General features: G+C 69.6%; 20 protein-coding genes and 2 pseudogenes. 10 read left to right on the forward strand and 12 right to left on the reverse strand.

Annotated features, from left to right (window positions below):
- Nucleotides 1–76: 76 nt before the first annotated feature.
- Entirely contained in the window at nucleotides 77–748 is a 672-nt protein-coding gene (locus NBY69_RS29685) for a response regulator transcription factor (protein WP_250304981.1), read from the reverse strand.
- Nucleotides 745–2,028 (reverse strand): sensor histidine kinase, encoded by a 1,284-nt coding sequence (locus tag NBY69_RS29690; protein ID WP_250304982.1) that lies wholly within the window; start codon nucleotides 2,026–2,028, stop codon nucleotides 745–747. Before NBY69_RS29690 ends, NBY69_RS29685 begins: the two co-directional genes overlap by 4 nt.
- 131 nt (nucleotides 2,029–2,159) lie before the next feature.
- Between NBY69_RS29690 and NBY69_RS29695 the strand changes: the two genes are divergently transcribed.
- The 3 genes from NBY69_RS29695 (at nucleotide 2,160) to NBY69_RS29705 (ending at nucleotide 5,430) form a co-directional block, all read left to right on the forward strand.
- The gene (locus tag NBY69_RS29695) at nucleotides 2,160–3,071 is read left to right on the forward strand and encodes an ABC transporter ATP-binding protein (RefSeq protein WP_250304983.1); all 912 of its coding nucleotides are present in this window, start codon (nucleotides 2,160–2,162) and stop codon (nucleotides 3,069–3,071) included.
- Nucleotides 3,068–3,955, forward strand: a complete 888-nt coding sequence (locus tag NBY69_RS29700) for an ABC transporter permease (protein WP_250304984.1) — start codon at nucleotides 3,068–3,070, stop codon at nucleotides 3,953–3,955. The genes NBY69_RS29695 and NBY69_RS29700 overlap by 4 nt, the downstream gene beginning before the upstream one ends.
- Before the next feature lie 362 nt (nucleotides 3,956–4,317).
- Nucleotides 4,318–5,430: an ABC transporter substrate-binding protein gene (locus NBY69_RS29705; protein WP_250304985.1), complete on the forward strand. Its 1,113-nt coding sequence runs from the start codon at nucleotides 4,318–4,320 to the stop codon at nucleotides 5,428–5,430.
- Between the two features lie 69 nt (nucleotides 5,431–5,499).
- Here the strand turns inward: NBY69_RS29705 and NBY69_RS29710 are convergent, their stop codons facing one another.
- The 5 genes and pseudogenes from NBY69_RS29710 to NBY69_RS29730 all read right to left on the reverse strand — a co-directional run bounded on the left by NBY69_RS29710 (nucleotide 5,500) and on the right by NBY69_RS29730 (nucleotide 10,760).
- A complete protein-coding gene (locus NBY69_RS29710; RefSeq protein ID WP_250304986.1) occupies nucleotides 5,500–6,315 on the reverse strand; it encodes a DUF899 family protein in 816 nt (271 codons plus the stop codon).
- A gap of 292 nt (nucleotides 6,316–6,607) precedes the next feature.
- Complete coding sequence (locus NBY69_RS29715) at nucleotides 6,608–7,300, reverse strand: TetR/AcrR family transcriptional regulator (RefSeq protein WP_250304987.1); 693 nt, start codon at nucleotides 7,298–7,300, stop codon at nucleotides 6,608–6,610.
- Nucleotides 7,301–7,840: 540 nt separating this feature from the next.
- Nucleotides 7,841–8,821: a hypothetical protein gene (locus NBY69_RS29720; protein WP_250304988.1), complete on the reverse strand. Its 981-nt coding sequence runs from the start codon at nucleotides 8,819–8,821 to the stop codon at nucleotides 7,841–7,843.
- Between the two features lie 7 nt (nucleotides 8,822–8,828).
- Nucleotides 8,829–9,308, reverse strand: a pseudogene (locus tag NBY69_RS29725) (class I SAM-dependent methyltransferase); the annotation flags it as partial.
- A gap of 66 nt (nucleotides 9,309–9,374) precedes the next feature.
- On the reverse strand, nucleotides 9,375–10,760 hold the full coding sequence (locus NBY69_RS29730) for an FAD-dependent oxidoreductase (protein WP_250304990.1): 1,386 nt from the start codon (nucleotides 10,758–10,760) through the stop codon (nucleotides 9,375–9,377).
- A 499-nt stretch (nucleotides 10,761–11,259) separates the two neighbouring features.
- Between NBY69_RS29730 and NBY69_RS29735 the strand changes: the two genes are divergently transcribed.
- Nucleotides 11,260–11,694: a VOC family protein gene (locus tag NBY69_RS29735; RefSeq protein ID WP_250304991.1), complete on the forward strand. Its 435-nt coding sequence runs from the start codon at nucleotides 11,260–11,262 to the stop codon at nucleotides 11,692–11,694.
- 235 nt (nucleotides 11,695–11,929) lie between these two features.
- Here the strand turns inward: NBY69_RS29735 and NBY69_RS29740 are convergent, their stop codons facing one another.
- The gene (locus NBY69_RS29740; RefSeq protein ID WP_250304992.1) at nucleotides 11,930–12,577 is read right to left on the reverse strand and encodes a class I SAM-dependent methyltransferase; all 648 of its coding nucleotides are present in this window, start codon (nucleotides 12,575–12,577) and stop codon (nucleotides 11,930–11,932) included.
- Between the two features lie 722 nt (nucleotides 12,578–13,299).
- On the opposite strand from NBY69_RS29740, the gene NBY69_RS29745 reads away from it, so the two are divergent.
- The gene (locus NBY69_RS29745; RefSeq protein WP_250304993.1) at nucleotides 13,300–14,730 is read left to right on the forward strand and encodes a cellulase family glycosylhydrolase; all 1,431 of its coding nucleotides are present in this window, start codon (nucleotides 13,300–13,302) and stop codon (nucleotides 14,728–14,730) included.
- A gap of 402 nt (nucleotides 14,731–15,132) precedes the next feature.
- Nucleotides 15,133–16,191 carry a D-alanyl-D-alanine carboxypeptidase family protein gene (locus tag NBY69_RS29750; RefSeq protein WP_250304994.1) on the forward strand — a complete coding sequence of 353 codons (1,059 nt, stop codon included), beginning with the start codon at nucleotides 15,133–15,135 and terminating at the stop codon, nucleotides 16,189–16,191.
- A gap of 369 nt (nucleotides 16,192–16,560) precedes the next feature.
- Here the strand turns inward: NBY69_RS29750 and NBY69_RS29755 are convergent, their stop codons facing one another.
- Nucleotides 16,561–16,887, reverse strand: a complete 327-nt coding sequence (locus tag NBY69_RS29755; RefSeq protein WP_250304995.1) for a hypothetical protein — start codon at nucleotides 16,885–16,887, stop codon at nucleotides 16,561–16,563.
- A 517-nt stretch (nucleotides 16,888–17,404) separates the two neighbouring features.
- Between NBY69_RS29755 and NBY69_RS29760 the strand changes: the two genes are divergently transcribed.
- The 4 genes and pseudogenes from NBY69_RS29760 to NBY69_RS29775 all read left to right on the forward strand — a co-directional run bounded on the left by NBY69_RS29760 (nucleotide 17,405) and on the right by NBY69_RS29775 (nucleotide 20,494).
- A complete protein-coding gene (locus tag NBY69_RS29760; RefSeq protein WP_250304996.1) occupies nucleotides 17,405–17,953 on the forward strand; it encodes a TetR/AcrR family transcriptional regulator in 549 nt (182 codons plus the stop codon).
- Between the two features lie 27 nt (nucleotides 17,954–17,980).
- Nucleotides 17,981–18,694 carry a hypothetical protein gene (locus tag NBY69_RS29765; protein ID WP_250304997.1) on the forward strand — a complete coding sequence of 238 codons (714 nt, stop codon included), beginning with the start codon at nucleotides 17,981–17,983 and terminating at the stop codon, nucleotides 18,692–18,694.
- A gap of 92 nt (nucleotides 18,695–18,786) precedes the next feature.
- Nucleotides 18,787–19,182, forward strand: a pseudogene (locus tag NBY69_RS29770) (prolipoprotein diacylglyceryl transferase family protein); the annotation flags it as partial.
- A 394-nt stretch (nucleotides 19,183–19,576) separates the two neighbouring features.
- On the forward strand, nucleotides 19,577–20,494 hold the full coding sequence (locus NBY69_RS29775) for a serine protease (protein WP_250304998.1): 918 nt from the start codon (nucleotides 19,577–19,579) through the stop codon (nucleotides 20,492–20,494).
- 354 nt (nucleotides 20,495–20,848) lie between these two features.
- Here NBY69_RS29775 and NBY69_RS29780 read toward each other — a convergent pair whose 3' ends face one another.
- The 3 genes from NBY69_RS29780 to NBY69_RS29790 form a co-directional block, all read right to left on the reverse strand.
- Nucleotides 20,849–24,064 (reverse strand): lantibiotic dehydratase, encoded by a 3,216-nt coding sequence (locus tag NBY69_RS29780; protein ID WP_250304999.1) that lies wholly within the window; start codon nucleotides 24,062–24,064, stop codon nucleotides 20,849–20,851.
- Nucleotides 24,065–24,150: 86 nt separating this feature from the next.
- Nucleotides 24,151–25,413, reverse strand: a complete 1,263-nt coding sequence (locus tag NBY69_RS29785; RefSeq protein ID WP_250305000.1) for an MFS transporter — start codon at nucleotides 25,411–25,413, stop codon at nucleotides 24,151–24,153.
- Complete coding sequence (locus NBY69_RS29790; RefSeq protein WP_250305001.1) at nucleotides 25,410–26,576, reverse strand: radical SAM protein; 1,167 nt, start codon at nucleotides 26,574–26,576, stop codon at nucleotides 25,410–25,412. The genes NBY69_RS29785 and NBY69_RS29790 overlap by 4 nt, the downstream gene beginning before the upstream one ends.
- Nucleotides 26,577–26,774: the final 198 nt, after the last annotated feature.

Below are 26,774 nucleotides of genomic sequence, written 5' to 3' on the forward strand. Positions count from 1 at the left end.
GACCAGTTCAGGCCGTCAGGGACACCACTGTTCCCGTCTGCGGCCCGCTCGGCCCGTGACGGACAGGGTGCGGTGGTCAGCGGGGCAGCGTCACCAGGCCCGTCTCGTACGCGAGGATGACGAGCTGAACGCGGTCGCGGGCGTCGAGCTTGGCGAGCAGCCGTGTCACGTACGTCTTGACGGTGGCCACGCTGATGACCGACTCGGCGGCGATCTCGGTGTTGGACAGGCCGCGTCCGATGAGGGTGAGGATCTCCCGCTCCCGTCCGGTGATGCCACTGATTCTCCGGGAGGCGGGAGCAGGAGCGGACGGGGCGGTCTCGGGCCGTCCGGCGAACTCGGCAATCAGGCGGCGGGTGACGCTCGGAGCGATCAGGGCGTCTCCGGCGGCGACGACCCGGATCGCGGTGAGGATGTCGTCCAGTGCCATGTCCTTGACCAGGAAACCGGACGCCCCCGCGCGTAGCGCGGCGTAGACGTAATCGTCGTCGTCGAAGGTGGTCAGCACGACCACGCGGGTGTCTCGCGGGCCCGCAGTGACCAACCGGGTTGCCTCGATGCCGTCCATGCCGGGCATACGGATGTCCATCACCACCACGTCGGGGTGCAGCTCCTCGGCCAGCCGAACCGCCTCCCTGCCGGTTCCGGCCTCCCCGGCGACCTCGACGCCGGGTGTGCCGGAGATGACCATCTCCAGGGCAGCGCGCACCAGCGGCTGGTCGTCGACCAGCAGGACGCGGATGCTCATGGCGCTTCGCCCACCGTGGGCAGGCGGGCCGAGACCCGGAAGCCGCCACCGGTCCGGGGACCTGCGTGGAACTCCCCGTGCAGCAGGGCGACCCGCTCGCGCAGTCCGGCGAGGCCGTAGCCACTTCCCGGCGTCGCGCCGTGGCTGCCGCCCCGGTCGGTGATCTCGACGGCCACCTCGTCGCCCGTCCGGCAGTCTATGGACACCTGGCAGGAGGTGGTCTCGGCATGGCGCACCACGTTGGCGACCGACTCCTGGACGATGCGGAACACCGCCAGGCCGACCTCCGGCCGCAGCGGGCGCCGCTCGCCCCGCCACCGGACGTCGACCCGCACGCCCGCCGCGGTCGTCGCGGCGGCCAGCCGGTCGAGGTCGGCCAGGCCCGGCGGCCGACGCGACGCGGTGGTCCCGGCGCCGGCGTCCTGCTCGGCCCGGCGCAGCGCGCCGAGCATCCGCCGCAGCCCCGACAGCGTCTCCCGCCCCGCGGTCTCGATCTCGGTCAACGCGTCGCGTGCCCGGTCCGGCCGACTGTCGATGACTCGCCGCGCCGCGCCGGCCTGCAGGGCGACGATGCCGATGCTGTGCGCCACCGTGTCGTGCATCTCCCGGGCGATCCGCAACCTCTCGGCGGTGACCGCCTGCGCGGCCAGTTGGGTGCTCAACATCTCGGTGTGCTCACGGGACTGGCGTATCGACCGGCCCACCAGCCAGGCGATGACGGCGGCCAGGACGCCCTCGTCCGAGACGCCGATGTGCGGCAGGCTGGTGGTCACCTGGAAATGATCGACGACGAACAGGGTTCCCGGCGCCGGAGCACCGTCGTACGTGGCAGTCGTCAGCCCGAAGGTGTTGGCGGGCGTCAGACCCAGGTGCAGGAACAGCACGACCAGCACCATGGCCAGGGCGGCGCGGGAGGTCCGGCGCGGCTGGGCGGCCGTGACCAGACAGAGCGCCACGTCGACGGACAGAAGCGCGGTCAGTGGCAGCTGTACGTTCGAGCGCGTCGCATCCGTCGCCGCGAGGGTGGCCACGGTCAGCAGGGCGATCGAGAGCAGTGGCCGCCGGTTCAGCAGGGCGGCAGCGCTGAACGCGATGAGGGACGCTGCGCCGAGGAGCGCCCAGTCCCGGTGCCCGGCGGTGCCTCCCGCGTGGGAGAGGGAACGGTCCGGCGTCCCACCGAGAACGACCGTGGGGTACGCGACCGACACGCACCAGGCCAGAGCGGTCCAGGCGCTCGGTGGCACGCGCTTGAGCAACGGCAGGGCCGGGGTCACGGACATGTCGTGATCGTAACGAGGTGCCTTCCCGCGGGCATCGGACCACGGTTGTACAACCAGGGTCGACAGGCGGTGCGGCGGGTGTCGGTTCTGGTTCGATGCCCGTCGGCCTCGAACGGGGCACCGTTGAGGGCATGATCGAAGTCCACGAACTGACGAAGCGCTACGGCGGGAAGCCGGCGGTCAACCATCTGAGTTTCACCGTGAATCCCGGCCACGTCACTGGGTTCCTCGGCCCCAACGGAGCCGGCAAGAGCACCACACTGCGGTTGATCCTCGGTCTGCACACCCCCACCAGTGGGTCCGTCACCATCGGTGGCCGCTCGTTCCGCTCGCTGCCCAGGGGCCTGCGGCATGTCGGGGCGCTGCTGGACGCCGGCGACGTGCACGGCGGTCGCAGCGCGCGGGCCCACCTGCGCGCCCTGGCCCGCAGCAACGGCATCCCGCGGAGCCGGGTGGAGGAGGTGTTGCGCGAGGTCGGGCTGACCGGTGCGGCGGACCGTCTGATCGGCGGGTACTCGCTGGGCATGAAGCAGCGGCTCGGCATCGCGACCGCGCTGCTCGGAGATCCACCGGTTCTCCTGTTCGACGAGCCGCTCAACGGGCTGGACCCGGAGGGCGTGTACTGGATGCGTGGCCTGTTCCGCCGACTGGCCGGTGAGGGACGCACGGTCTTCGTCTCCAGCCACCTGATGTCCGAGATGGAGCACACCGCCGACCAGCTCATCGTCCTCGGCCGTGGTGAGTTGATCGCCGCGGAGAGCGTGGCGGAGTTCGCGGGCCGCGGGGCCGGCCGAAGCGTGTTGGTTCGTACGCCGGCTCCCGCGAGTCTGTCGCCGCTGCTGAGTGCCGAGGGCGCGTCGGTCCAGCACGAGGCCGACGGGCGGCTCACGGTGGTCGGACTCCATGCGGACCGGATCGCCGAGATCGCCTTCCAACACCGCATTCTGCTGAACGAGTTGACCAAGCGCACCGGCTCGCTGGAGGAGGCGTTCATCGAACTGACCGCCGACAGCATCGAGTACCTCGCAGGAGAGACCCAGTGACTGAGCCGACGCCCACACCCGCACCGGAATCGACACCCGCACCGGCGACGCCGATGACCGTGGCGGCCGAGGTGCCGGACCTGGAACCCCGAGCCCGGTTCGCCGATCTGCTCGCCGCGGAGTGGATCAAACTGTGGTCGCTGCGCTCGACCATCTGGGCCTTTACGGCCACCATGCTGGCGGTCCTTGGCGTCACCGCCAGTGCTGCCTACGCCGATTACCAGAACTGGCCAGGGTATGGCGCGCAGCACCAGCAGTACTTCCGCATGTTCGGGGCGGTGGGTGACTCGTTCCCCATGGGCAGTGCCACTCTGTTGGTTCTCGGTGCCGGTGCCATTGGCGCCATCACCGTTCTCGGGGAGTACACGACCGGCCTGATCCGCACGACCTTCACGGCCGTTCCGGCCCGCCGCTCGGTGATGGTCGCGAAGGTCGGGGTGGTCGCCGCCGCCACAGGCGTTCTCGGCGTGCTCGTGGCGCTGTTCTCGTTCGGTGTGGCCCAGCTGATCCTTTCCGGCCGGGGCGCCGACGCCGGCCTCGGCCATCACGGCGTACTTCGCCTGCTCGCGGCATCCGCGGCGCTGTCGCCGGTGTCCGCACTCGTGGGTATGGGGATGGCCGCAGTGATCCGGCACAGCGTGCTGACCATCGTGGCCACGGTCGTGCTGCTCTTCGTCCTGCCGTCTCTGCTGAGCAGCCGGAAGCACCTCACGGTCACCATCCTCCACACGACGGTCCTTCAAGCCTGGCGGCGCCTGAGCTTCGACCCCTCTCCCACCGACCCGTGGCAGTGGACGACCACCGGAGCCTGGACCGTCCTCGCCGGCTGGGCACTGGCCGCCACGGTGCTGGCCGTTCTCACCCCGAACCACCGGGACCAGTGAGGTGCTCCGCGTGTCCGGCGGGTGGCACGGCGCGGCGTGCGGCACCGCGGACGGCACTCCACGGACTGCCCGGTGGTGAACACGCCGGCCGTGATCCGGGGCGGCAGCGTCCAGGGCCCGCGCGGGTGCCGGAGACGGGGCGTCGAGTTGGCGATCGTCCGGGAAGACTCTTTGAGCCCGACAGCTCAGCGAACAGATAATCGGTTGCCCGTTGGCGATGGTGGTGTATGCAATGTCCGGCAGGGTCGTCCGGATGCGCCCACCGCGGCGTGATGCGATGACAACGTACTGCCTGGCCTGGCCTTGCCGCTCCGTGAGCCGGGCACACGGCAATCAAATCTTCACAAAGGGGACGCCGACGTATGAATACGCCACCATCGCCACCTGGGGCGGAGCGGACTGACGGGGTATCCGTCCAGATCGGCGCTCTCCTTCCCCTGACCCGTCCTGGCTGGGGCGAGGCGGGTCAACACCTGCTCGCTGGACTCGAGTTGGCCGTTCGTGAAGTCAATGACGTCGGCGGGATCGGCGGAAGGCCACTTGAACTGGTGGTCCGAGACACCGCCGCTGATCCTCGGAGGGCCGCGGCGGCCGTGGACGAATTGGCTCGCCTGGGCGTGGCTGCCTTGGCGGGGGAGTACCACAGCGTCGTCGCTCGCGCCGCTGCCGCCAGGGCCGACGCCCTCGGCCTACCGTTCCTCTGCTCGTCAGCGGTTCTCGACGCGCTCACCGAACAGCCGACGGAATGGGTCGCGCGTCTCGCCCCGGCGCAGTCCCACGGCTGGCAGATCTACGCAGACTTCCTCCTCGGCGCGGGCCACAGCCGCATCGCCGTAGCGACCCAGCCGAGTGTCTACTGGGCATCCGGGGCGCGCATCCTGCGGGACTACCTCGCTCCACGTGGCGGCAACGTCATCGAAATCGACATGAGCGCGCTCGCTCCTGCGGACGTGTGCGACGAACTCGTCGAAAATCGCGCAACTGCCCTCCTCCTTCTGGTCGGCCACCCTGAGCCGGCCGTGTCGATCGTCAAGTCCGTCCGCCGTGACCCGCGCCTCGCCGCGATCATGATCGGTGCTCCGGCCGGGCAGCCGGAGTTCGCCGAATGGGCGACGTCGCTGGGCAAGGACGGCGCAGCGGTCCCGTTCTTGCGCTACCTGCCCGAGCGGCTCACCCCCCTTGGTGAACGAGTCGAGAGGGCCCTTCGCGAGGAGCTGGCCGAAGCGCCCTCCTTCGTCGCTTTCGAGGGCTACGACACAGTCGCGGTCCTCGCCGATGTGCTGCGTTCTCACGGCGTGGACCGGGTGCGCACGGCCGAATCCTGGCCGCGCGTCGCAGTCGAAGGCACCCGCGGGCAGATCCAGTTCTCCCGCGTACCAGGTATCAGCGTGTGGCAATGGGCTTGGACGCCGGTCCAGGTCGTCGACCGCGATCCGGCGGAACCGGATCGTTTTCGGGTCCTTCACACCGGCTGAGGGCGCCAACACCTTTTACAGCCGGAGCCGGAGCCGCAGCCGCCGAACCACCGCCGTCGACGAAGCGCGTCAGCGGTGGTTGCCGTGCCGGCCGAGCGTTTCCACGGGGGTCGCGCCGGGGCGGGTCCACTGCGGCACGGGTCGGCTGGTCGGGCCCCAGGTGGCGACGCCATCGGCGTCCGAGCGCCAGTACCAGCAGGCGTGGTGGCCCTCGGGCGAGGGGGCCTCGCTGCCACCGCCGGTCAGGTGACGGCCCTCGGGCTGGTCCTCCCACGCCTCGCCGCGGCCGTACGGTGTCATGTCGAGAAGCGCGAAGAATCCGGAGACAGGCTCGTTGCCACGGCCCGTCGTGGAGTAGGTGAGGAACACGCGATCGCCGTCGCGCAGGAAACAGGTGATGTGCCCCATTTCCCCGCCGACCGGCGCTTCCACGTCCCGCACCGAGTACCAGGGCTGGGTGTAGCCCATGAACTCGACGTAGGGAGCCACCTCGCCCCACGACCCCGAGGTCAGGATGGCGAACGAGACGCCCCGGGCGTTGAGGTAGACGGCGTCCTTCACCTGCCAGGCCATGGTGGTACAGCCTTCGCACTGACCCTGGTGAGGTGCGCCGTCGTACCACATGTGCTGGTAGACCACGAGCTCGTCGCGGCCCTGGAACAGGTCGAGGAACGGGACCGGCCCGTCAGCGCCGGTGACTTCGACCGTGCCGTCGAGCTCGACCATCGGCAGCCGCCGCCGGGCCGCGGCGATCGCGTCACCCTCATGGGTGTGTGCCTTCTCGCGGACCAGCAACTCCTCGCGCGCAGCCTGCCAGGTGGCCAGGTCGACGACTGGTGGCTTGCCGGGGAGGTCGCTGCTCGTGTTGCCGGGCGTGATCGTCATGCTGTGCTCCTTGGCGTCTCGTACCGGGCAGCGTCGCACGGCGTACGACGGCCACCGGGGCAGACTCGCGACCGGGCCGGAACTCATCGGCACAGGGGTGCTTTCGGCCGAGCCCGGCAGTCGGCGATGGCGGATCGGGGAACCTCGCCGACGAACATCATTTTCCTGGTCCGCCCGACGGGCAGGCAGCCGCAGTCCCCTGCGCCAGGCCGGCGGCGGGTCCGGGTTCACCGGCTGCCCGGGGTTGGCGGGGGCGAACCGGTACGGAGCCCGCGGGGCCGGAGCCGCGGCCTCAACCGTTCCGGGCGACGGCGTACCCGACGAGCAGCGCTGCAAGGATGTCGGCCAGCCGCGGTTCGACGTCGACGATGGTGTGGGACAGCTCGGGGTCTGTCTCGTAGAAGGCACGCAACTGCGTGCCAGGGGCGGCCATTTGCCACAGGGCCCCGGCCATCGAGGTGGCGGTCGTCACGACGTCGTGCGCCTGGTCGACATCGAGGGGAGCGATCGTGGCCAGCGTGGCACTGATCTTCGCGACCTCCGCGATGGCGCCCTTCTTGAAGACCCGGACGATGCCGGTGGAGACGTTGCGCTCCAGGTTGAGCGGGGTGTGGGCCAGTAGGTCGCAGAACAGCGGGCGCGCCACCAGCGACCGGGCCAGCGTGTCGGCGATCGAGCGCGCCGTGCGATCCCACGCGCGATCGCCGGCGGCGGGGCAGGGGGTGACGGCCTCAAGGCGGCTGCGTACGTCGGCTGACCAGTCCTCCCAGGCACTTGCCGCAAGACGCAGGAAGATGTCCTCGCGCGTCTCGAAGTAACGGAGCATGGCCGACTTGTGCATGCCGACCTCGTCGGCGATGGCTGTCACGGTCACCTCCCGGACTCCCTTCGACGTAGCGAGGTGTTCCGCCGCCGCGAGGATCGCGTTCTCGCGGGCGCGCTTGGTCTCGGGACTGCGGGCGCGCAGGAATTCAGCTTTGGCCATGAGCTCAGTGTAACGAAACATGGTTTTGGTAATGACGCAACCGCGGTCTTGCTGCGGGTGGCCGGTCCTGCGATTAGTGCAACCGTGTTTCGGTATAGATGTGAGTACACACATCCGCACCTGGTTCATCACCGGTTCCTCGCGCGGCTTCGCCGCTGGGGCGCGTTCAAGCAGAGACCGGCCGTGAGCGTCCCGGATCTCTTGGAGAATGGGCAGATCAAGGCCCCTGCCACGGAAGTCCTGATGGCTGGGGCCGAACGATGGGCCGCCGAAACCGGTTGGCGGGCAACGTGAGTTGACCCCGACGAGGTGGAAGAAGCCGGGCACGCCGTACCGGGGGAGAGGCTGATGATCCTCGACCGAGCGGCTGCGATCCCGCCCGACGCCTGTCATGGCCGCCAGCGGTGCACATCGGAGAGCGTCGTCGCTACCTGTCGCCCGAAGTCTGCCCCGGCGATGTCCCGCAGAACAGGGGCACAGGAGCTCAGGACAGCGAGACACGTTTCGCGGTCTCTCGGTCGGAAGGCCGCTCCGCCACTCTCAGGCACCGCCCGGCACTTGGGGCGACCGTCGACTGCGCGGGCCTGGCGGAGGTGACGGCGGATCCGCAGAGGCGGCAAGCCCCCGCAAGGGGAAGGTGAACGTGTAGGAGCGCTGTGCGGCGCATCCCTGGCAGGTGCCGACGAACCGGGAGAGGAAGTGATCGTCGGCCTCGGTAAGGATGTTGCGCCAGAAGCAGCGGAACTCCCCGCACCCGCAAGACCGTTGGCTGACGCTGATGAACGCGCTGGTGTTGGAGTCGTGACCGCCCTCAGGCGGCATCTGCCGCAAGGCGTCACCACCGTCGGTATCGGGCAGTCCGTACTGCCTCCGCTTCCACGATGTCTCCTCGGCGGTGAGAAGGCCCGACCCGCCGCATTCCACACATCTGCCCGGCCCCGCGTTGTTCGCGGCGCACAGACATCGCCCGTAGCCGCCGCTGCCACCGCTGTAGGGCCTGCCCTCACACTCCAGGCACATTCCCCAGCCGTGGCAGTCATCGCACAACACCCCATGGGCCGTGCTCGGAGTGAAGGGCGGCTGGCGCAGATGCCGCTCGGTGTACACGACCGGTGTCCAGCCGGTGAACGTCACGATTCCCCGCCCGCTGCCCTCGTAGACCCTCACCTCGAACTCTTCGCGGTGTACTGTCGCACCCCTCTCCCCGGGGTGGTCCGAGGGCCGTCGCTGTACGGTCCAGCCGGCCGCGGAGAAGGCGTTCAGGGCGTCGTCGAATCCTGGAGACGTGGGGCGATCGTCCCCGTCGGCGCAGAGGAGGAACAAGAAGCGGTGGCCGACCGGCGCGGGGTCACGCAGCCGTACCGGATCAGTCCACTCGCGGACCACCATCGGTCGGCGGTCCGGATACAGCGCGGAAGTGATCTCCAGCAGCTCCCCTTTGAGCCACACCGCACTTCCGGGGACAGTGGGCGCGCCAGCGTGTCCCTGCTCATCGGTCGCATCGGTCATTGTGGATGCCATCCCTCCCTCACTCGGAGACGTCCATGATGCGCCGCCCGGCAACAGCGGTGTCAGCTGGACCGGTAAGACCGAGGGGGTGGGCGGCCGTCAGGCCCTTCCGGCGCCGGTCCTCGCACGCCGGACCACCAGCCGCGAAACCTCGGGCAACGGCGGGCCTACCGGGCAGCAGAACAGAGTTCAGGCCGCCTTCGCTGCGGACAGGGCGCCGCCTTTGTACGACGACGCGCCGGGCGGCGGTCGGGTGCGGCAGCGCAGCATCTCCCACGAAGAACTCGCCACCCGGCACCAGACGCCGGTGGATGTTGCGGCACCGCTCCATCGACGCGGTGTTCTCGACGTAGTTGAGGCACTGAACCCCGACCGCGATGTCGAAGCGCCGGTCGGGAGGCCGCAACTCGGCCACGTCACCGACCTCGTAGCTCACACCCAGCGGGGCACGCTGCTCGAACTCCCGCGCGGCGGTGGTCATCTCGACGGAGATGTCGACACCGAAGACGTCCGTGGCGCCACACCGCTTGAACTTCCGGGGCGCCGTCCTTGTCTTGCCGAGGTGTCAGGCAAGTACCCGGCCCGGGATGAGCGCTTCCCACTGATCCCGGGTCGGACCGTCGTACGTCGGCGAGAAGTCCGGGCGGGCATCCAGCCAGGCGGTGAGGTGTCGGTCCACCTCGTCGGTTCCGTAGGCGTCGTGGGCCGGTTGCAGGAGATGGCGTACCTGGGCTCGGGCCCGCATCACGACAGGATCATCGAAGGCGCAGGCCGCCAGGGCGGCAGCCCGCCGATCCGAGCGGGGTGAGGCCTCGGCGAGGCGTTGCTCGTTGGCACGGTCGGCCGTTACCTGCGCGTCGAACCACGGGCGGAGGGCTTGTGCTGTCCAGTCGTGGTAAACGACAGGATCCGCGGTGATCTGGTCGACATGGGTGGCGAGGTGCTGGGCGGCGCGCAGTCCCAGGGCTGCGCCGTGGCCCAGGGTGGGGTTGGTGTGGATGAGGCTGTCCCCGGCGTTGACCAGGCCGGTGACGACGGGGCCGTCATCGTCGGTGAGGGAGGTCCATCGGTTGTCCAGGCCGGCCATCGCGAGGACGGCCGACTGAGGTTCGGGGGCCAGGTCGAGCCAGGCGGCAGTGGCGGGGAAGCGGCGCGCGGCGGCCTCGAACACTGCGGGGTCGGTGAGCGCGCCGCGGGTCGGGTCGCCGGTGGAGAGCGCCAGGTGCAGCGCGAAGGTGTCGTTGTCGGAAGGGAAGACACCGGCGAGCGCGAACGGAGCGGAGGAGCCGGTCTGCACCCGACCGGGGTCACGCGGACCGTCGGCACGCAGGCGGTACCAGCGACACAGATAGGCGATCCCGGTCCGATGGCTGTCGACCACGGGCGGGCGGCAGCCGGCCGCGGTCAGCCAGCCGGGAACCGGCGAGCGGCGACCGGACGCATCGACCACAAGATCCGCCTGGTGCGTTTCCGCCCCCACCCGCACACCGGAGACCCGGGCAGGGCGGCCCTCCTCGAAGGTGAGAGCGCTCACCCGTCGGCCTCGTCGCACGTCAACGGTGTGTTCCCGCCGCACAGCCGCGGTCAAGGCGGCCTCCAGCACGATGCGGCGGGTGCGCAGGGTCACCAAGTCCTCGTCCCCGGAACGGTGGGGCGGATGCTCATCGAACCAGTCGAAGTCGTGGTATTCCTGGGCTCCGCGCGTCAGCAGGTCCTCGTAGACATCAGGGGCTTCGGTGCGCAACACCGTGCGTACGGGGGCGAGGAACGAGTGAGGTTGGACCGCCTGCGGAACTCGGGGCCTGTGCCAGTGGAAGAAGTCCCGGTTCAGGTCGTCTCCGGCCTGCCGTACGTCCTGCTCGAACACCGCGACCGTGTGGCCCCGTCGGCCGAGCATGAGCGCGGCGCCCAGCCCGCTGATGCCCCCACCGATTATTGCAACCCGCGCCATTGAGCTCCCCTTCGCGTCGTGTTGCGGGATGATCCTACTGCTCGGCGGCATCGGCGGCCGGAGTGCTGTCCGGGCGTGCGAGGAGGTGGACGTACCCGAACGAGAATCGGGCGCAGGGCCGGGTTCGACTGCTCCTGGCAGGGGTGCGGGGTCGGTGAGGACCGGTATGCCGAGGCCGACCAGCTGGGGCATAGCCGCAGCTCGGGGACGGCTCGCCAACCGATCCTCGTGACCGGCATGCCCCGAGCGGGCAGCAGCACCGCCTGCGCGCGCCGCCGGGGATCCACCGGGTGACGCCGTCGACTGCCACACAGATACCCCAAGACACGACCGTGGCTGGTCCAGAGACACGACCGTGGCTGATCCAGCCGTTGACGCAGCCACAGTTGTTGCTGATCTGCATCCGGTCCCTGGCGAGGGCCACGGACGACATCACATGGCACTGGCCAGGGGGCCGGCCTGTGGAGACGACGAAAGGCCCCGTCTCTATAGTGGACCGATGGCGTCGATCAAGCAGATCCAAATAACCTTCGACTGCACGGAACCTGAGCGTGTTGCCCGTTTCTGGTGCGAGGTGTTGGGGTACGTCGTACCGCCGCCACCGGACGGGTTTGCCACGTGGGACGACTTCGATCGCGCACTGCCACCTGAGCGTCAGGGTTCGGCGTTCGCATGCAAGGATCCCTCAGGTGTGGGCCCTCGACTGTTCTTCCAGCGCGTTCCCGAAGGCAAGGTCGTCAAGAATCGGCTGCATCTCGACGTGCGCGTCGCCACTGGGCTCGTGGGTGAAGAGCGCCTGGCCGCACTTGAGGCCGAGTGCACACGACTGGTCGCACTCGGCGCTGTACGTGGGCAACTGCTGCTTGCCGATGGATTCAACGAGTCGTGCCTCGTGATGCAGGACATCGAGGGCAACGAGTTCTGTCTCGACTGAGTGGCCGAACGTGGCACCTTCATGAGTCGGCTGGTGCAGTTCGCCGTCATCACGAGGGTCGTCGTCCCGCGTCCCGCCAACGGTCCCGACCCCGAACCACGCCTCGGGCTCTCCCTCGTTCGCCCCACATCGGAGTGCGGACGAGGGAGAGCCCTGATCACGAATCGACGCCTGGAACCTGGCAGACCCCTGTCCGGCAGGTCGGCCCCCGTGTGTTCGGCCAGGCAGTCCCTGTTCAGGCCTTGCGGGCGAGCAGTTGAATCTCCTGGAACTGCCGTCGGTCGGTCGGCTGAGGCTCGCGAACCAGGCGAGCCACCTCGGCCAACCCGGACTTGCGCAGCATCGCGGCGAGGTGATCAGGCGACCACCGATAGGCCGGCGCAACTGCATGATCGAAGACCTGCGTCGGGTGAGACGGGCCAGCGCTTGCCGAAAAGCCGATCAGAAGGTGGCCGCCAGGTGCCAGCACCCGATGGAACTCCGCCAGGATGGCCGGGAGTTCCTGCGGCGGCGTGTGGATGATGGACCAACGTGAGAGTACGCCGCCCAGCACGCCGTCCGCGATGTCCAACGCGGCCATCGAGCCCAGGTCGAACCGCAGGCCCGGATAGGCCTGTCGAGCCAACTCGACCATCGCGGAAGAGGTGTCGACACCAAACGTAGTCAGCCCCAACTCGGCCAGGTGGGCGGTGATATGGCCAGGCCCACACCCCAGATCCGCGACCCGACCGTTCCCACTCGCACGCACGAACTCGGCGAAGGCACCCAGGATCCCGCGGTCCAGGGGACTGTCACGCAGTGTGTCGCGGAACAACTGCGCGTAGGTGAGGGCAGCAGCGTCGTAGGCCTCGCGGGTGGCACTCAGGGCATCGCTTTCAACCATGCCCGTGACACTAGTTCCCGGCCACGGGGCGAGCCGAGAGAATCACCAACTTGCCTTCCGCTTCGAGGCCCAAGTGGCTGTAGTTCGCGCGAGAACCGGGTTCTGGCACGGAGCTTGGGGGAACGGTCGCGGAGTGTTGGCCCGGTGATCGAATGTGCTCGTTGATTGGCTACTCAAGGGCTCGGTAGTCAAAGGGCTCGGTAGTCGGGTGACGGATGAACCAGCTCGGGGTGTTCCGCTACGTACCGATCGCCGTGGATCGCCGGCATCGCCCAGTGGCACGCCTCGTCGTGAATGATCAGCCCGCGGTCCGGCGCCTCAGCCGGTTCGTACGGGTATCTCTCCAGGGCAGCCTCCCTGGCCTCCTTCGGCGCCGGCCCGCCGTGATGCTGTATCACCCCGGACAGAGAATCCAGGGGCCGGCCGTCTCCCGACGGCGTCGTGTGGTCGCTCCTCGACCTGGCGATCTGCCTTGATCTGGCCGGACAGACCGATGCGAACCCGGGGATCGAGCGCGAGGCGCTCAGCCCTTGGAACGTGTCGGGCCGGCGCTCACGGGACGGGTCGGCGCCCGCCTGGCGGGCCAGCTGGGCATCGGCGCCCTCGAAGAAGGAAGTCCCGCTAACTCCCGCGTACTCCTTTGAAGTTGACCCACTCGCCAGTAACATCCGACCGGCCAGTAACACGCCGCCCGAGCAGCCACCCGCGAAAGGGTCTCCTGCATGCGCTTGACCTCCCGCGTCGCCCCCATCGCCCTCGCCGTGGCCGCCCTCCTGCTCGGCGTCCTCCCCGCGCAGGCCCAGGCCCACTCCGACCGCGCCCCCGACCGCGCCCCCGACCGGGTCACGGTCGGTGACCGCACCTTCATCGCCGATGGCCAAGGCCGCGCGCTCCAGTGGCACGGCTTCAATCTTGCCGACAAGAGCAACCGAGGCACCGACGCGTTCGCCGACATCCACGAGAGCGACCTCGAAGACATGGCCGCCCGGGGCTTCAACCTCGCGCGCCTCGCGTTCTTCTGGGACGACCTCGAACCCACCCCCGGGCACTACGACCGCAGCTACCTCGCCAAGATGCGCCGCATCCTCGACTGGGCCGACCGCTACCACATCAAGGTCATCCTCGACGCCCACCAGGACGTATTCGGCCCGCACTTCGGCTCCCGCGGCATCCCCGACTGGGCTACCCGCGACGAGGGGCTGCCGTTCTCGCAGATACCCGACGACTGGTTCTCCGAGTACTTCGAGCCATCCGTACAGACCGCCTTCGACCACCTGTACAAGGACGCCGATCTCCGCGCCGCGCAGGCTCGGATGTGGATGACGGTCGCCTCCGCCCTGGGCGGGCACCCGGCGCTGCTCGGCTACGACTTGATGAATGAGCCGTTCGCGAAGTTCCTCGAAGGCGAAGACCTCCCGGCCGCCGCGGCCCGCTTCGAGGCCACCGAGCTCACCGAGCTGTGGAACCGCCTCGCCCGGGCGATCCGCCTGGTCGACCACAGGTCGTGGGTATTCGTCGAACCCACCGTCATCGTCGGTGAGGGCGTCCCGACCCAACTGGGTCACATCGACGACCCGCACGCCGGCTACGCGCCGCACTTCTACGAGACTGCGATGGAAACCGGCGGCGACTACGACCCCGACGGTCCCTTCATCCCCGCCTACGAGGCCGCGATCAGCGACTACCCGACCCGTAACCGGATGCCGGTGATCGTGGGGGAGTGGGGCGGCAACCCCGACGTTCCGCACGGAAGCCAGTTCGTCACCGACATGACGGCCGCCCTGGACCGCTTCTCCAGCGGCTGGACGTGGTGGCAGTGGTGCCGGGGCGGCGGTTACTGCTTCCTCGACCAGACGGGCGCCGCGAAGCCCAACGCCCAGCTGCTCGTCCAGCCGTACGCGCGGGCCGTCGCGGGCGACCCGCTCACGTTCGCGTACGACCCGGCTGCACGCACGTACACGCTCACCTTCCGCACCCGCGACAATGCCGAGGGGTCCACTCTGATCACTGTGCCCAGGGACACGTACCCAGGCGGCTACCGCGTGAATGTCCAAGGCGGCAAGGCCAGTTGGGGCGACCACGGCCAGACCGTCACGGTGAGCACCCACGGCGGGGCCGGAGCTACCTACCGGGTCACGATCAGCCCGAGGTAGCCCACCCGTTCGCTCACGGGCGTCATCCGCACCACGCGGCTCCTGTCTGAGACAGGGGTCGCGTTCAGCGGCCTTTGAGCGTTCACACACGGACGGGGAGTTGGTATCCCGCTTGCGGGGCGGATATCGGACAAAACAGGTCGGACGCCTCGGAGTTGGCATCCTGGTACCGGATCGACGGACACCGGTCGGCTCTGGTGTCCCAGGGGAGTCGGTCCGCTACCGCGCGCGAGCAACCCCACAGGCCCCACCAGTCACCTGCGCAACATCTGCACACCGTCGGATCTCGTTACCTGGCTATGACATACCCAGCTTGACAGTCGCTGTCATCACGCAAGTAGGTTCGATATGCACTGAGTTTCTACGAGTACCGGCGTCTCTGCGCCGGAAGGAGGGGACATCATGGGTTCCCACGCCCGCCCCAACCGGATACACCGCACAGGGGTCCGGATCGCGATGGTCGCACTTGTCGGCGCGGCCCTGCCACTCACCGCCGGCGGCCTCGCCGAGGCGGCCACCCCCGGTGGCACGCACTCCGCCGACGAGGACGGTCGGCAGGGCAACGAGACCACCGCACCCGCCCACCAGAACCAGGACGCGCACCAGCGGGCCCAGCCTGCCCGGACGGCGCAGCACTCCGTCAGGGCCGCCGACGTGCAGGACGCGAAGGATCAGGCCGCCCCCGAGATCAACGCCGACCACGCCTTCCTGCTGGACGCTCGCGACGGCAGCCAGGAGCGGGAGATGTGGGCCGGTGCCAAGGCCGACGAGAGCGTACCGATGGCCAGCACCACGAAGATCATGACTGCCCTGGTGGTGCTCAAGCACCCGGAGTGGCTGAACCGGCAGATCACGGTCAAGCAGGAGTACCGGGACTACGTGCAGGAGGCCGGTGGCAGCACCGCCGACCTCCAGACCGGCGACACGCTGACCGTCGAACAGCTGTTGCACGCCATGCTGATCCCGTCCGGCGACGACGCCGCGATGGCCCTGGCCGACAACTTCGGCTCCGGGGACACCGAGGACGCGCGGATCGCCGACTTCGTGAGCCAGATGAACGCCGAGGCGCAGCAGTTGGGCCTCACCGGCACGCACTTCGACACCTTCGACGGCATCTCGCACGGCAACAACCACAGCACCGCCCGTGACCTGGCCAAGCTCGGTCAGCGCGCGATGCTGCAGCCGGTGTTCGCCGATGTCGTGCAGAACAAACAGTTCAAGACAGAGGCCCCGGCGGCCAACGGGCACACCCGGTACTACACCTGGAACACCACCAACGAGCTGCTGGGCAGCTACGACGGCGCCCTGGGCGTGAAGACCGGCAGCGGCCCGGAGGACGGCTACTGCGTCGTCTTCGCCGCCAAGCGGGACAACCGCACCCTGGTCGGCGCGATCCTCCGGGGCGACACAGGCCGCTTCGACGACGCCACCAAGATGCTCGACTGGGGCTTCGCCCACTGAGTAGGACGCCCACCGGGAACGGCTTCGAGCCTCACCCCGCACAACGTCGATCACCTGGAGGAATCCTCTGTTGCACTGACAACTTGAGCATCCCCGAAGGGTTTCCGGAGCCTATGAGTTATGGTCCTGAACACTCGTCGGTGACTCTTGTCTTCCCTCCGACCGGCGACCGGGTCTCATCCGCGCACGCGGAGGTACGTTCCCCAGTTCTGCGGCCCCGGGCGGCATTGCCCGTCCGGGCTCGCCCGCAGTAGGCGGGCTCCAGGTCGTGGCGGGCGCCCGCCACGACCTGGAGGGTTCGCCGGAGAGAAATCCCAGCCCGCGCGAAGGACGCCTCCTTGCGGCCCGGGGCGGCGAGAGAACGGCCGGTCAGGTGGCCTCGACCTGGACCTTGACCACGTAGGCACCGAGGTCGCACCACACGGTCGAGGTCCCCCCGGACACGGCCCTGTTACCGAAGTGGCGGTACTGGTACCCCTGCTTGTCGCACACGACGGACGCGGTGAAGGCCGCGCCGGTGCAGGTGACCCTCGCTCCCTTGTGACCGCCGCTCCCCGTGAGAGGAGTAGCAGGCCCGCAGTTGAGCGCCTGCACCTGTGCCGGGGCGGCGGTGGCGGGCGCAGCCGCACTGAGCAATCCCGCACCCAGCAGTGCTGTTGCCGCGATGGACCCGACGAGTCGATTCCGGTTAATCACATTTCCCCCGTAGGTGGTGGTTCCGACTTCCGTAACGCTAGATCCATTCCGGGCAGTTCCGGCAGAGCGCACAGGGTGACTGGGGTGGCGCGCGGAGCGCGGGAGGCGGGGCATGCACCACTGCACGCCTGGGCGGTCTTGTGCAGCGCGCGAGCGCCACACCGCGGTCTGTCGGTCCCACCCACCGGCCGGAGGTTCGAGTTCCCTGAACCGGTTCCGCGCCGGGCGTTGTGGTGGTGCTGGCTGCCGCAGTTGCCGCAGTTCGGCACCGTCCAGGCTTGACGGCTAACACTGTTAGTCGTACCTTGGCGCAACGCGGCTAACACTGTTAGCCATGTCGGTCGGTCGCAACGTGAGAGGGCTGCAGTGAACACCGCCACAGCCAGTGAAAGGCACCAACTGCCGGTCGTCGCCGCGCTCGTGTTCGTCAGCGGCCCCCTGGGCCCACCCACCGTCCGGACGCCTGCTTCCGGATACGGACGGCCCACCCGCATCGCGATCACAGGGACGGCCCGTCGTGGCTGACCGCGCGCGGCAGATCATGGCCGCCGCCCGGGAACTGCTCGACGTCGAAGGGCCGGATGCGCTGTCGATGCGGCGCATCGCCGAGCGTGTCGGTATCCGGGCGCCTTCCTTGTACAAGCATTTTCCGGACAAGGCCGCTGTCGAGGCCGGGCTCCAGGTACAGGGGTTGATCCAGCTGGCGGAGGAACTGGAGGCCGCCGAAGCAGAGATCGGCGGCGAGCCGCCTCTGCTCGTGCTCTCTCGCGCCTACCGTCGGCACGCTCTCGCAAACCCGCACCTCTACCGCATCACTCATGGTCGGCCGCTCGCACGCACCGAGCTCCCCGAGGGGCTCGAAGATCGCGCGGCGATGCCGCTGGCCCGCGCGGTGCACGGCGACATCGACATCGCGCGCTCGTTCTGGGCATTCGCGCACGGCATGGTCGTGCTCGAACTCGACGGCCGCTTCCCGTCCGGCGCGGATCTGGACGCCGCATGGTGCACCGGCTGCGAGGCGTTCGCCCGCGCAATCCGAGACAAGACCGGGCCGGACATCGTGTGACCACAACAAGACCGGGGGAGAGATCGCATGACCACAATCGCCGAGGAAGCCGCTTCCGGCGTCACCGCCCGCGCCGCCGGATACACACACGCCGCGGCGTGGATTCTCGGGCTCGCCGTCGCGTGGGGAGCCACACCCGAAGTCGGTGACACACACGCAGGGATCACGACTGCGTACGCCGACCGGCCCTTCCAGGCTGTGGCCCAGGCTCTGCTCGTTCACGGTGTGGCAGCTGTCGCCCTGGTGTTCGTCGGATCCGGAGTGCTCGACCGGGCTCGCCGTACCGGCAACACCGTGGCTCGGTCGGCCGGATGGGCCGGCATCGTCGCGGGGGCGTTCGGATGCGCGCAACTCGTCCTGGAACTGATCGCGATACCTGGGGCTGATCCAGCGTCACCGGGCAGGACCGGCACACTGTTCGAAGCGGTCCAGCGTCTGGACGGTGTCAAGATGGTCGCACTGGCCGTGCTCGCCGCGGCTGCCTGTGTGGCCTCGCGGCGCGACGCACTGCTGCGGCGTCGAGAGGTCGTTCTCGGCTGGATCCTTGCCGTCACGATCACCGTGTCCGGCATCGGATACCTGCTCCTGTCCACCACCTTGACCCCGGCGGCATTCATTTCACTGCCCTTGCTGCTGATCTGGATCGCCGCACTCGGTGCGGCCCTCAGGCGTCGGCGATCGGGCATCGGCGATCAGGCGCCGACCCTGGGCGAAGCCAGCCGTGAGCGACGCCGGCCCTGAGCGCTCGTTCGACCGTACGGGCTTCTGGCCAAGGGCTCAGGAAGCCGTTCAGCGCACGCCTGATGACCAGTCCGTTTGACCGAGCCTCCTACGGAGCGACCGACGTCGCGACGTACCACCCCACCTTCCTCTACGAGTCCCTCTGGGACATCGGCGTCGCCGCACTGGTCCTCTGGGCGACCCGCCGGTTCGCGCTCGGTCACGGCAGGGCTTTCGCCCTGTACGTCGCCGCCTACACGGTCGGCCGGTTCTGGACCGAGTACCTGCGCATCGACGAGGCCCACACGTTCCTCGGCCTGCGCCTCAACAACTGGACCTCTGTGGTGGTCTTCCTCGGCGCCGTCGCCTGCCTCGTCGTATCGGCTCGCCGCCATCCGGGCATCGAGGACGTGTCCCGGCCGGAGGACGGGGGCGGCACCGAGAGGGCCGACGGGCCGCTCCGGGACGTCGCCGTCAACAGAGCGGGAGCGACGCACGATCACACGTGAGACCGTCGGCGCCACCGCGAGCCCGGGGCGACATGTCTCGCCGGGGCGCCTCGCTTCTTGCTCAGTACTCCGGCGAGGCCGGCGGGCAGGTGACTTCGCAGGCGCGGGCACGTCCGGTCCGGAGACGAATTGCTCCCACCCCGTGCAGACGGCCGTGTGCGTCGTAGGCGGCGGCTGCGGCCTCCTCGTGCTCTCGGGAGCGATGTGGGCAGGACGGGCTCGTGAGACGAACTCGCCCGAACGGTGGTGCCGGATACGGAGGTTGTCAACAGTGCGAAACGCGTCAGGAGGGAACCGCAGGGTAGCGGGCGCATTGTCGGTACGCGGACAATGCAGCGACCCTTCGACGTCCGGGTGCCGGTCGGCTCCCGGGCTGATCCGAGAGGAACCCACCATGCGCAAGCCTCTCCTTGCCACCCTGGCCACGCTCACCCTGGGCGCAGCCGCCCTGGCCGGAACTGCGGGCACGGCCGCCGCGGCCCCGGCCGGGGGAGGCCGTGCGGCCCCCGCCGTCACGACGCCGGGCGCGCATCCGGACGGCGGGAAGGTGACCCCCGCAGCGGCTCGGGCCACCTCATTCGCCGGCACGGTCGCACTCAGCAACTGTTCGGGCTCCCTGGTCCGTATGCCGAACTCGCAGTCGACGGACCCCGCGCTGGTCATGACGAACGGCCACTGCCTCGAAACGGGCTTTCCCAGCGCAGGCCAGGTCATCACCGGCCAGTCATCGACCCGCAGTTTCACGCTCCTCAACGCCTCGGCCGGCAGCGCCGGAACGCTCAAGGCGAACCAGGTCGTCTACTCGACGATGACCGACACCGACGTGACGATCTACCAACTGACCAAGACCTACGCCCAGATACAGCAATCCACCGGGATAGCCCCGCTGACGCTGTCCGCCACCCACCCGGTGCAGGGCCACGCGGTCAACGTGGTCTCCGGCTATTGGAAACAGGCCTACTCCTGCTCGGTCGACGGGTTCGCGTACCGCCTCAAGGAGGATCAGTGGACGTGGAAGGACGCCGTCCGCTACACCCCGGAATGCCAGGTCATCGGTGGCACTTCGGGCTCTCCGGTGATCGACACGACGACGGGACAGATCACGGCGATCAACAACACCACGAACGAGAGCGGCGAACGCTGCACCCTCGACAACCCCTGCGAGGTGGACGAACAGGGCACCGTGACCATCCGCGAGGGCATCGGCTACGCCGAGGAGACGTACGGCATCCCGGCGTGTTTCACCACGGGCAACAAGCTCGACCTGGCGGCAGCGGGGTGCGAACTACCGAAACCGTCGGGGACGCGGTGACCTGGAAAGCCCCAGGGACGCGGTGACCTGACAGCCTTTCGCCAAGGGCGCCGGGGCAAGCACGTCACCCGCGCCTCCCGCTTCCTTGTCCCGGGCCCCGGACGCGCCCGCCCCAAGCAGCCGTGTCGGGGGGCGCGTGGAGCACGCTCGTGTCGCAGGCGCCTGGGCAGGCGAGGTTTTCACGGACGTTTCAGGCTGCTTCCGCGACAGGCCTGACCGCGACCGATGGTGCGCTCCAGCCTTCACGTCCGCTCGGGACTGGAGCGCAGCAGCGGTGTCAAGGCATGTCGAGTTGGCGGCAGGTCCGGCGGGCACAAGGCCCGCGAGCCGTGAGCAAGGGACTCGCCGAGACCGTCATCGCCGCTGAGTCTGCCGGTCGAGGTGACCCTGCACGGTGTTCCGTACCAGTACCAGGACCGTGTCCTCGCCTGCGGGTGGTATGCATACCGCGCGGTTGTAGTGCATGTGCAGGAGTGAAGGCAGGGGAGTGTGCTGCCCTTCCTCTGCGGTGATTCCCCGGCCGAGGTCGCTTATTACCTGTCCGTACCGAGCGAAGGCCTCGGCGCGGTTCGCCGCAGCAGAGGCCAGCGGGCCGGGACCGCAGAGTCGGGCCAGCGCCGGAGCGGGTGAGCCGGGGGAGAGGAGGCTGGGAGAGCCGTCGAGGAGTCGGTCAAGGAGCTTTTGCCGGTTGCGTACGGAGGCGGTCTGCGGGGTGCGCGGGTACCGGGCCAGCAGCCACGGTGCCCAGGGTTCCGGGCCGGCCGTCGCGCGGAGGGCATCGAGTTGGTTGACCGCGCACAGCACGACCGGGTCGCCGCTCAGCGATCCCTCGCGCAGCGCGGAGAGTTGTGCCACTACCAGTTCGCTGTCGGCCTGGAACGCCCTCTCGGCAGCCTTCAGTGCTCGGGGACCGCCGTAGCGGGCCGTCTCCGGTCGGTAGCTGTCCAGGACCACCCGCCCCAGGAGTCCGTCCGCGCGCAGACGCTCGGCCCAGGTGTGCAGCGCCGGAAGCACCTCGCGCGTCAACCGCTGGGGGCTGCCGTGGAACCGCACCCGCAGATGCGGATCGGGGTCGCCGTACCGCAGGAAGAACCAGCGGTCCACGTGGTCACCTATGTGCGCGAGCAATTCCGGCAGGTGGACTCCGATCACCTCGTCGTGCCGTTCGTACGCGATGTACAGCTTGGCGTACAGCCAGGGGCCGCCCACGAGATGAGGCGACTCGACGAGCTGGGGGCGTAGCCGGCGGGGAGCGGTGGCGCCGGCCGGCCGGTGGGTGAACAGCGGGAAGACCACCTCGTTCGCGTGCGCTCCCGCCGGGCCGGTCAGCCAGCCGTCTCCCGGGTCGGGGCCGGTCGGACCGGGCAGGAAGGGCGCCTCCTCCAGAGTCACCGGCAGCCCCCGGGCCGCTTCCTTACGTATCAGCTCCACGTGCGCGGCGCAGGTCAGGTCGGTTTCCACGCGCTGGTCGCCGGTGCCTAGCAGCACGCGTCGAGGCAGCCCCGACCGCTCGGCCCAGGCAGTGAAGTGCTGTGTCCAGAGGGCCGGTTCGGCAGTGGCGGGCGGAGAGAGCCTGGTGTCCAGCCGCCAGCGGGCAGCGGTCAGCACGGTCCGGCCGTAGCGGACGCGCGGTAGGAACGGGGCCGCCGACAGTGAGCCCCAGTCCCAGCTCTGCCACGGCCGGGCCCCGGTCATGGGGATCTCACTGAGGAGACGGGCGAGGTTGGGGGCATGCCGTTCGAATTCCAGCATGTGGAAGGAGAGCGGTACGACCTCGCGGTCCCGGCTGAGTGAGACCAGCCGCAGACGCCGGTCGTCGGCCACCACTGCCAGGTCCGAGGGGACGAGGGTCAGCGGGTCGGCAGGGTCGGCGTACAGACCGACAGGCAGCCGGTGAGGCGTCCAGTGCGGCAGCCGGGTGATGTTCCCGCTGCGGAACGGGACCGGGCGGCAGTCCAGTTGGGCAGTCAGCTCCGGTGCGTACTGGGCGGCGGAGCGCCGCGCCACCTCGCGGAGGAGGTCACTTCTCGCGGGCCCCAGGGCGTGTGTGAAGCGGGCCGATGCCGCGCCCGCGAGGTCCGAGCCGGGCCCGGTGGTCAGCCACAGCCGGAAGTGACCGGCGTCCAGTTCGGCCGTGCCGCGTGCCAGCAGCCGGGCGGGGAAGTCCGTGGACCGTGGGGGGCCGACGGCTTGGCCGCCTTCGGGGGTGCGGTCGAGGCGGCGGAGCGACTCCGTATCCAGTTCCACCTCCTGTCGGCCGGAACGGACGGCGTCGAAGACGATGTCGGCGAGCAGCCGTACGCGCTCCGGGGCGTCCGGGCAGAGGAGGGAAGGCAGGTTCTGCCGCAGTACGGGCGGGTGCCGGTAGCCCTGGGGAGGCCCCAACCCGGTATCCGGATCCAGGAGTTCGAGGACCGGAACCGCGACCTCGGTCCCGTACAGGTCCGTGAACGCCTCATGGAAGCGGCGCAGTTCCTGCGGGGGGCCGGGCGGGGAGAGCCGCCACAGGACTTCCGCCGCTTGCTCCGCTTCCCGCGCCACTTCTGCGGGCAGGAGGAGATCCGCATCGGCGGCCAGGTCCACGTGGACCGCTGTCGGTTCACCGGGCAGCAGCTCGGCCATCGCCCGCCGTGCGTGGTCGAGGGTGTGGAGTGCGGCACCGGGCGGGGCGGCGCCGTAATCGGCGAGCAACTGGTGTATCTCACGCAGCGCGGACAGCTCGGGTACGTCCGGCACGCCGTCGAGCCGGTCGAGCACCGCCGCGATCGGGTCTTCCTCGTGTGCGTCGGGACGCGCGTCTGTCAGCAGGAACTCCCGCCGCACCAGGGCGGTCAGTGCGGCATCCACGGCGTCCCGGGGAAAGGCCCTGGCCAGTTCCTCCCTCAACGTCCCCAGCAGAATGGGCCGCCGGGCCTCCCGAAGGGCCGATTCGGCCACGTCTGTACGCGGCAGCGCGAGCTCGAAGAACGTGCCGCTGCGCCCCCGCTCACCTCCCCGGGCCAGCCGGTCGGTCTGCAAGGACGCGACATGGCTCAGCACGAGCCGGTCGCCGCGGGAGGCGGCGAGTGAGTTGGTCACCACCGAGAGCCGGTCGGCCACCTCCGGGCGCTGCTCCCACAGGGAGACCAGAGTGAGCAGCCACTGCGCGTCCGGGCGCACCCCGCGGCGGTGGTCCTCGCCCACGTTCGCCCGTGCGCGCTCGCCCGGCGTGCCGATCCGGGCGAGCGCCACGGCCGCGAAAGTGCCGTACGGGGTGGAGCGCGAAGCCATCCGCAGCTGGTAGCCGACCACGGCACGCACGGCTTTGCGCAAGACGCCGAGCCCGGGGCGCGGGCCTGTGCGGAGGGAGTCGAGCCGCTGCCGCAGCGAAGGGCTGGCCAGGGTGATCGCCTCCAGGAGAGGCGCGTCGCGTGCGGCCACGGCCAGGTAGCCGGCCAGCCGGTCGCTCTCGTCCGGCGCGCCGTGCGCCACGGGCTCCCCGTAATGCCGCACCAGCTCCCGCGGGCGCACGGGCAGCCGGACGGTCACCGTGTCCGCACAGGAGAACAACGGCGGTTCTGCGGCAGGCATGGCACTCCTCTGACGGATGGATGCGGATAGACACGGATGGACAAGGATGGATACGGATGGGAAGCGGGTACGGGGAGAACGCCGTGTCACACGGCGCGCAGCGCGCTCCGCGCCCGGGGCCAGAGCAGCGGCCACGCGACGACGCAGCAGCCCACCGCACCCATGGCCAGCAAGGAGTCGTCCAGCCCGAGGGCGGCAGTCATGGGACCCGCGAGAACCATGCCCAGAGGCAGGGACGCGAAAGAGCCGAGGAAGTCCCAGGCGCTGACCCGGCCCAGCACCCCGGCGGGCACGCCACGCTGCAGCGCGGTGGACCACAGGATGGCGAAGATCCCCTCCGCCGTGCCGAGAAGTCCGTACGCCAGCGTCACCTGCCACCACGAACCGTGCACCGCCATGGCGAGGCAGGGCAGGCAGAAGGCCGCCATCACGGCCGAGCACATCAGGACAGGGTGCTTCGGTGCCCAGCGCAGCATGAGCATGCCGCCCAGGACCGCGCCGACGCCCGCGCTGGTGAGGAACGCGGCGTACCCCCGTGCCCCCGAGTAGCCCTCCTGAGCGGCGAGCGGGGCCAGCACCTGCATGGGGCCGAGGGCCACCAGATTGAGCACGGCGGCCTGGACGATGACCAGCAGGAGCCACCGCCGGCCGACGACTTCGGCCAGCCCTTCGCGCAGTTCGCGCCGGAATCCCTGTACCGGTGGGTGACGTGGGGCCGCGGCGCGGACCGGGATGCGGTACAGGAGAGCCGCGGCGAGGAAGAAGGACGCGGCATCGGCGGCGATCGCCTCCGCCGGACCGACCGCGGACGCACACCAGCCGGCGAGCGCCGGACCGACGATTACGCTCAGTGACATCCCGGTGCGCAGCCCGGCGTTGGCGCGCTGCAAGGCGTGCGGTGGGACGACGCGCGGCAGTATCGCCCGCGCGGCGGGCCCGGTCACCCCACTCGCGAGCCCGCGGAGGAACGACAGTGCGCCCAGCGCCCAGAGCATGCCCGTACCGGGCCCGGCGGCCAACAGGACGAAGGTGACGGTCTGCACCGCGCCGCACGTCAGCTCGGCGCCGGCCATCAGGGAGCGGGGGTTCCAGCGGTCGGCCAGCCCACCCCCGGCCAGTACGCTCGTGAGCGTACCGACCACGGTGGGTGCGGTAGCGGCGGCGACCGTACCGGCCCCGGAGCCCGGAAGACCGGCCACCGCCAGAGCGAGCGCCACGGTGGTGAAGCAGTTCCCCACCGTCGAGACCCAGGTCGCCAGCGCCAGGCGGGCCAGAGGCCGGCGTGCCCCTGCGGGGATGCCGCCACGGTCCGCGGCCTTCGCCGACGGATCCAGGGAGGCACCGCTCACCCCGAACCCAGCTTCCCCTTGAGGTACATCAGGTCCAGCAGTGAGGCGTCCACCTGGTCGCCGATCTGTGACTCGGCCCGCGCCGCGTCGGGGGTGAGCCGCACGTCGTAGTCGCAGGCGACCCAGCGTGGGGTGATGACCTCGTCGGGCAGGTAGCCGGAGCGGATGTGGCCGACCTCCCACCCCTCCTTGCCCGCCGACTCCCAGCAGCTGTAGAGCGTGCCGTCGGCGTTGACCACGGCACCGGTCGCGCCGCTGCGCAGTGCGCAGTAGGGGCAGCGGGTGATCGGCTGGGGCAGCGGCACGGTGAACCCGTACGACAGCGCCCTGGCGTTCCAGCTCTTGCGCCGCTGCGCGAGCGCGGCGGTGGCCGCGGGGGCGTACTCGTAGCCGATGCCCACGTCGTCGACCGTGGCGAAGCTGATCGCACACCGCTCTGTGGGTGTCCGGGCAGCAAGGTCGTCGATGAGCGCGTCGATGCCCTCTATCGACGGGGTGGCGACATTGATGCGGAAGTGCCATCGCAGGCCGGTGGCCTCCGCGCTGCGTGAGACGTTGCGCACGATCCGGTCGTACGTGCCACGGCCCATTCGGTTGACCCGGCTCACATCGTGGTGTTCCTGGTCGCCGTCAAAGGTGATCTGCACCCGGCCGAGGCCCAGTCCTTCGAGTGTGCGCGCGGTGTCGGCGGTCAGCAGGGTGCCATTGGTGATCATCTCGGCTGACGCGAGACCGGCGCCGGCGGCTCGGTCCAGGAGGGTGTAGCAGCCCTGACGGTTGAGCAGTGGCTCACCGCCGAAGAGCAGTAGGTGGAGCTTGCCGAGATCCGCCGCGGCCATCCGTTCCCGGGCGAAGACCAGGATCTCGTCGATGACCGGGGCAGTGAGGGCGATCTGCGGAATGCGCGGGGGACGGTAGGTGCCCTCCGGAGCGGCCCCGGTGTTCTGGAAACAGTAGGCGCACCCCAGGTTGCAGGCGCTGCTGGTGAGCACGGTGAGATGAAAGCGGTCGACCGGCGGTACGGCGAAGAAACCGGTGCCGTCGAGTTCGGCCCGTGCTCCGGTGGTGAGTTCACCGTTCTCTGTCACGGCGGATGACGGCAGCTTGGCCACTTTCCGGCCGGACAGGCACCACCAGTTCGCCTCGCCTCTGATCAGTCGCATGGTTCCTCGTCTCGGCACATCTGAGTGTGTGATGCCCATGAGATGGCTGAGCCCGGGGAGGGCACGTCGTACCGGCGCGCCCTCCCCGGGCCGGCATCAGCGAGCCGGGGTGCCGGTCCGGACGCCACAGGTGTCGGCAGCTTCCTCGGTGTCGAAGACGACGATGGTCTCCTCGGTGTGCTCCATGATCAGTACTTC

This window comes from Streptomyces sp. A 4/2 (genome assembly GCF_940670765.1).
GTDB lineage: Bacteria > Actinomycetota > Actinomycetes > Streptomycetales > Streptomycetaceae > Streptomyces.

Bases quoted from the DNA above. Each gene is read 5' to 3' on its own strand.
- NBY69_RS29685 (WP_250304981.1), bottom strand. From the start codon at position 748: ATGAGCATCCGCGTCCTGCTGGTCGACGACCAGCCGCTGGTGCGCGCT.
- NBY69_RS29690 (WP_250304982.1), bottom strand. From the start codon at position 2,028: ATGTCCGTGACCCCGGCCCTGCCGTTGCTCAAGCGCGTGCCACCGAGC.
- NBY69_RS29695 (WP_250304983.1), top strand. From the start codon at position 2,160: ATGATCGAAGTCCACGAACTGACGAAGCGCTACGGCGGGAAGCCGGCG.
- NBY69_RS29705 (WP_250304985.1), top strand. From the start codon at position 4,318: ATGAATACGCCACCATCGCCACCTGGGGCGGAGCGGACTGACGGGGTA.
- NBY69_RS29710 (WP_250304986.1), bottom strand. From the start codon at position 6,315: ATGACGATCACGCCCGGCAACACGAGCAGCGACCTCCCCGGCAAGCCA.
- NBY69_RS29715 (WP_250304987.1), bottom strand. From the start codon at position 7,300: ATGGCCAAAGCTGAATTCCTGCGCGCCCGCAGTCCCGAGACCAAGCGC.
- NBY69_RS29720 (WP_250304988.1), bottom strand. From the start codon at position 8,821: ATGGCATCCACAATGACCGATGCGACCGATGAGCAGGGACACGCTGGC.
- NBY69_RS29730 (WP_250304990.1), bottom strand. From the start codon at position 10,760: ATGGCGCGGGTTGCAATAATCGGTGGGGGCATCAGCGGGCTGGGCGCC.
- NBY69_RS29735 (WP_250304991.1), top strand. From the start codon at position 11,260: ATGGCGTCGATCAAGCAGATCCAAATAACCTTCGACTGCACGGAACCT.
- NBY69_RS29740 (WP_250304992.1), bottom strand. From the start codon at position 12,577: ATGGTTGAAAGCGATGCCCTGAGTGCCACCCGCGAGGCCTACGACGCT.
- NBY69_RS29745 (WP_250304993.1), top strand. From the start codon at position 13,300: ATGCGCTTGACCTCCCGCGTCGCCCCCATCGCCCTCGCCGTGGCCGCC.
- NBY69_RS29750 (WP_250304994.1), top strand. From the start codon at position 15,133: ATGGGTTCCCACGCCCGCCCCAACCGGATACACCGCACAGGGGTCCGG.
- NBY69_RS29765 (WP_250304997.1), top strand. From the start codon at position 17,981: ATGACCACAATCGCCGAGGAAGCCGCTTCCGGCGTCACCGCCCGCGCC.
- NBY69_RS29775 (WP_250304998.1), top strand. From the start codon at position 19,577: ATGCGCAAGCCTCTCCTTGCCACCCTGGCCACGCTCACCCTGGGCGCA.
- NBY69_RS29780 (WP_250304999.1), bottom strand. From the start codon at position 24,064: ATGCCTGCCGCAGAACCGCCGTTGTTCTCCTGTGCGGACACGGTGACC.
- NBY69_RS29790 (WP_250305001.1), bottom strand. From the start codon at position 26,576: ATGCGACTGATCAGAGGCGAGGCGAACTGGTGGTGCCTGTCCGGCCGG.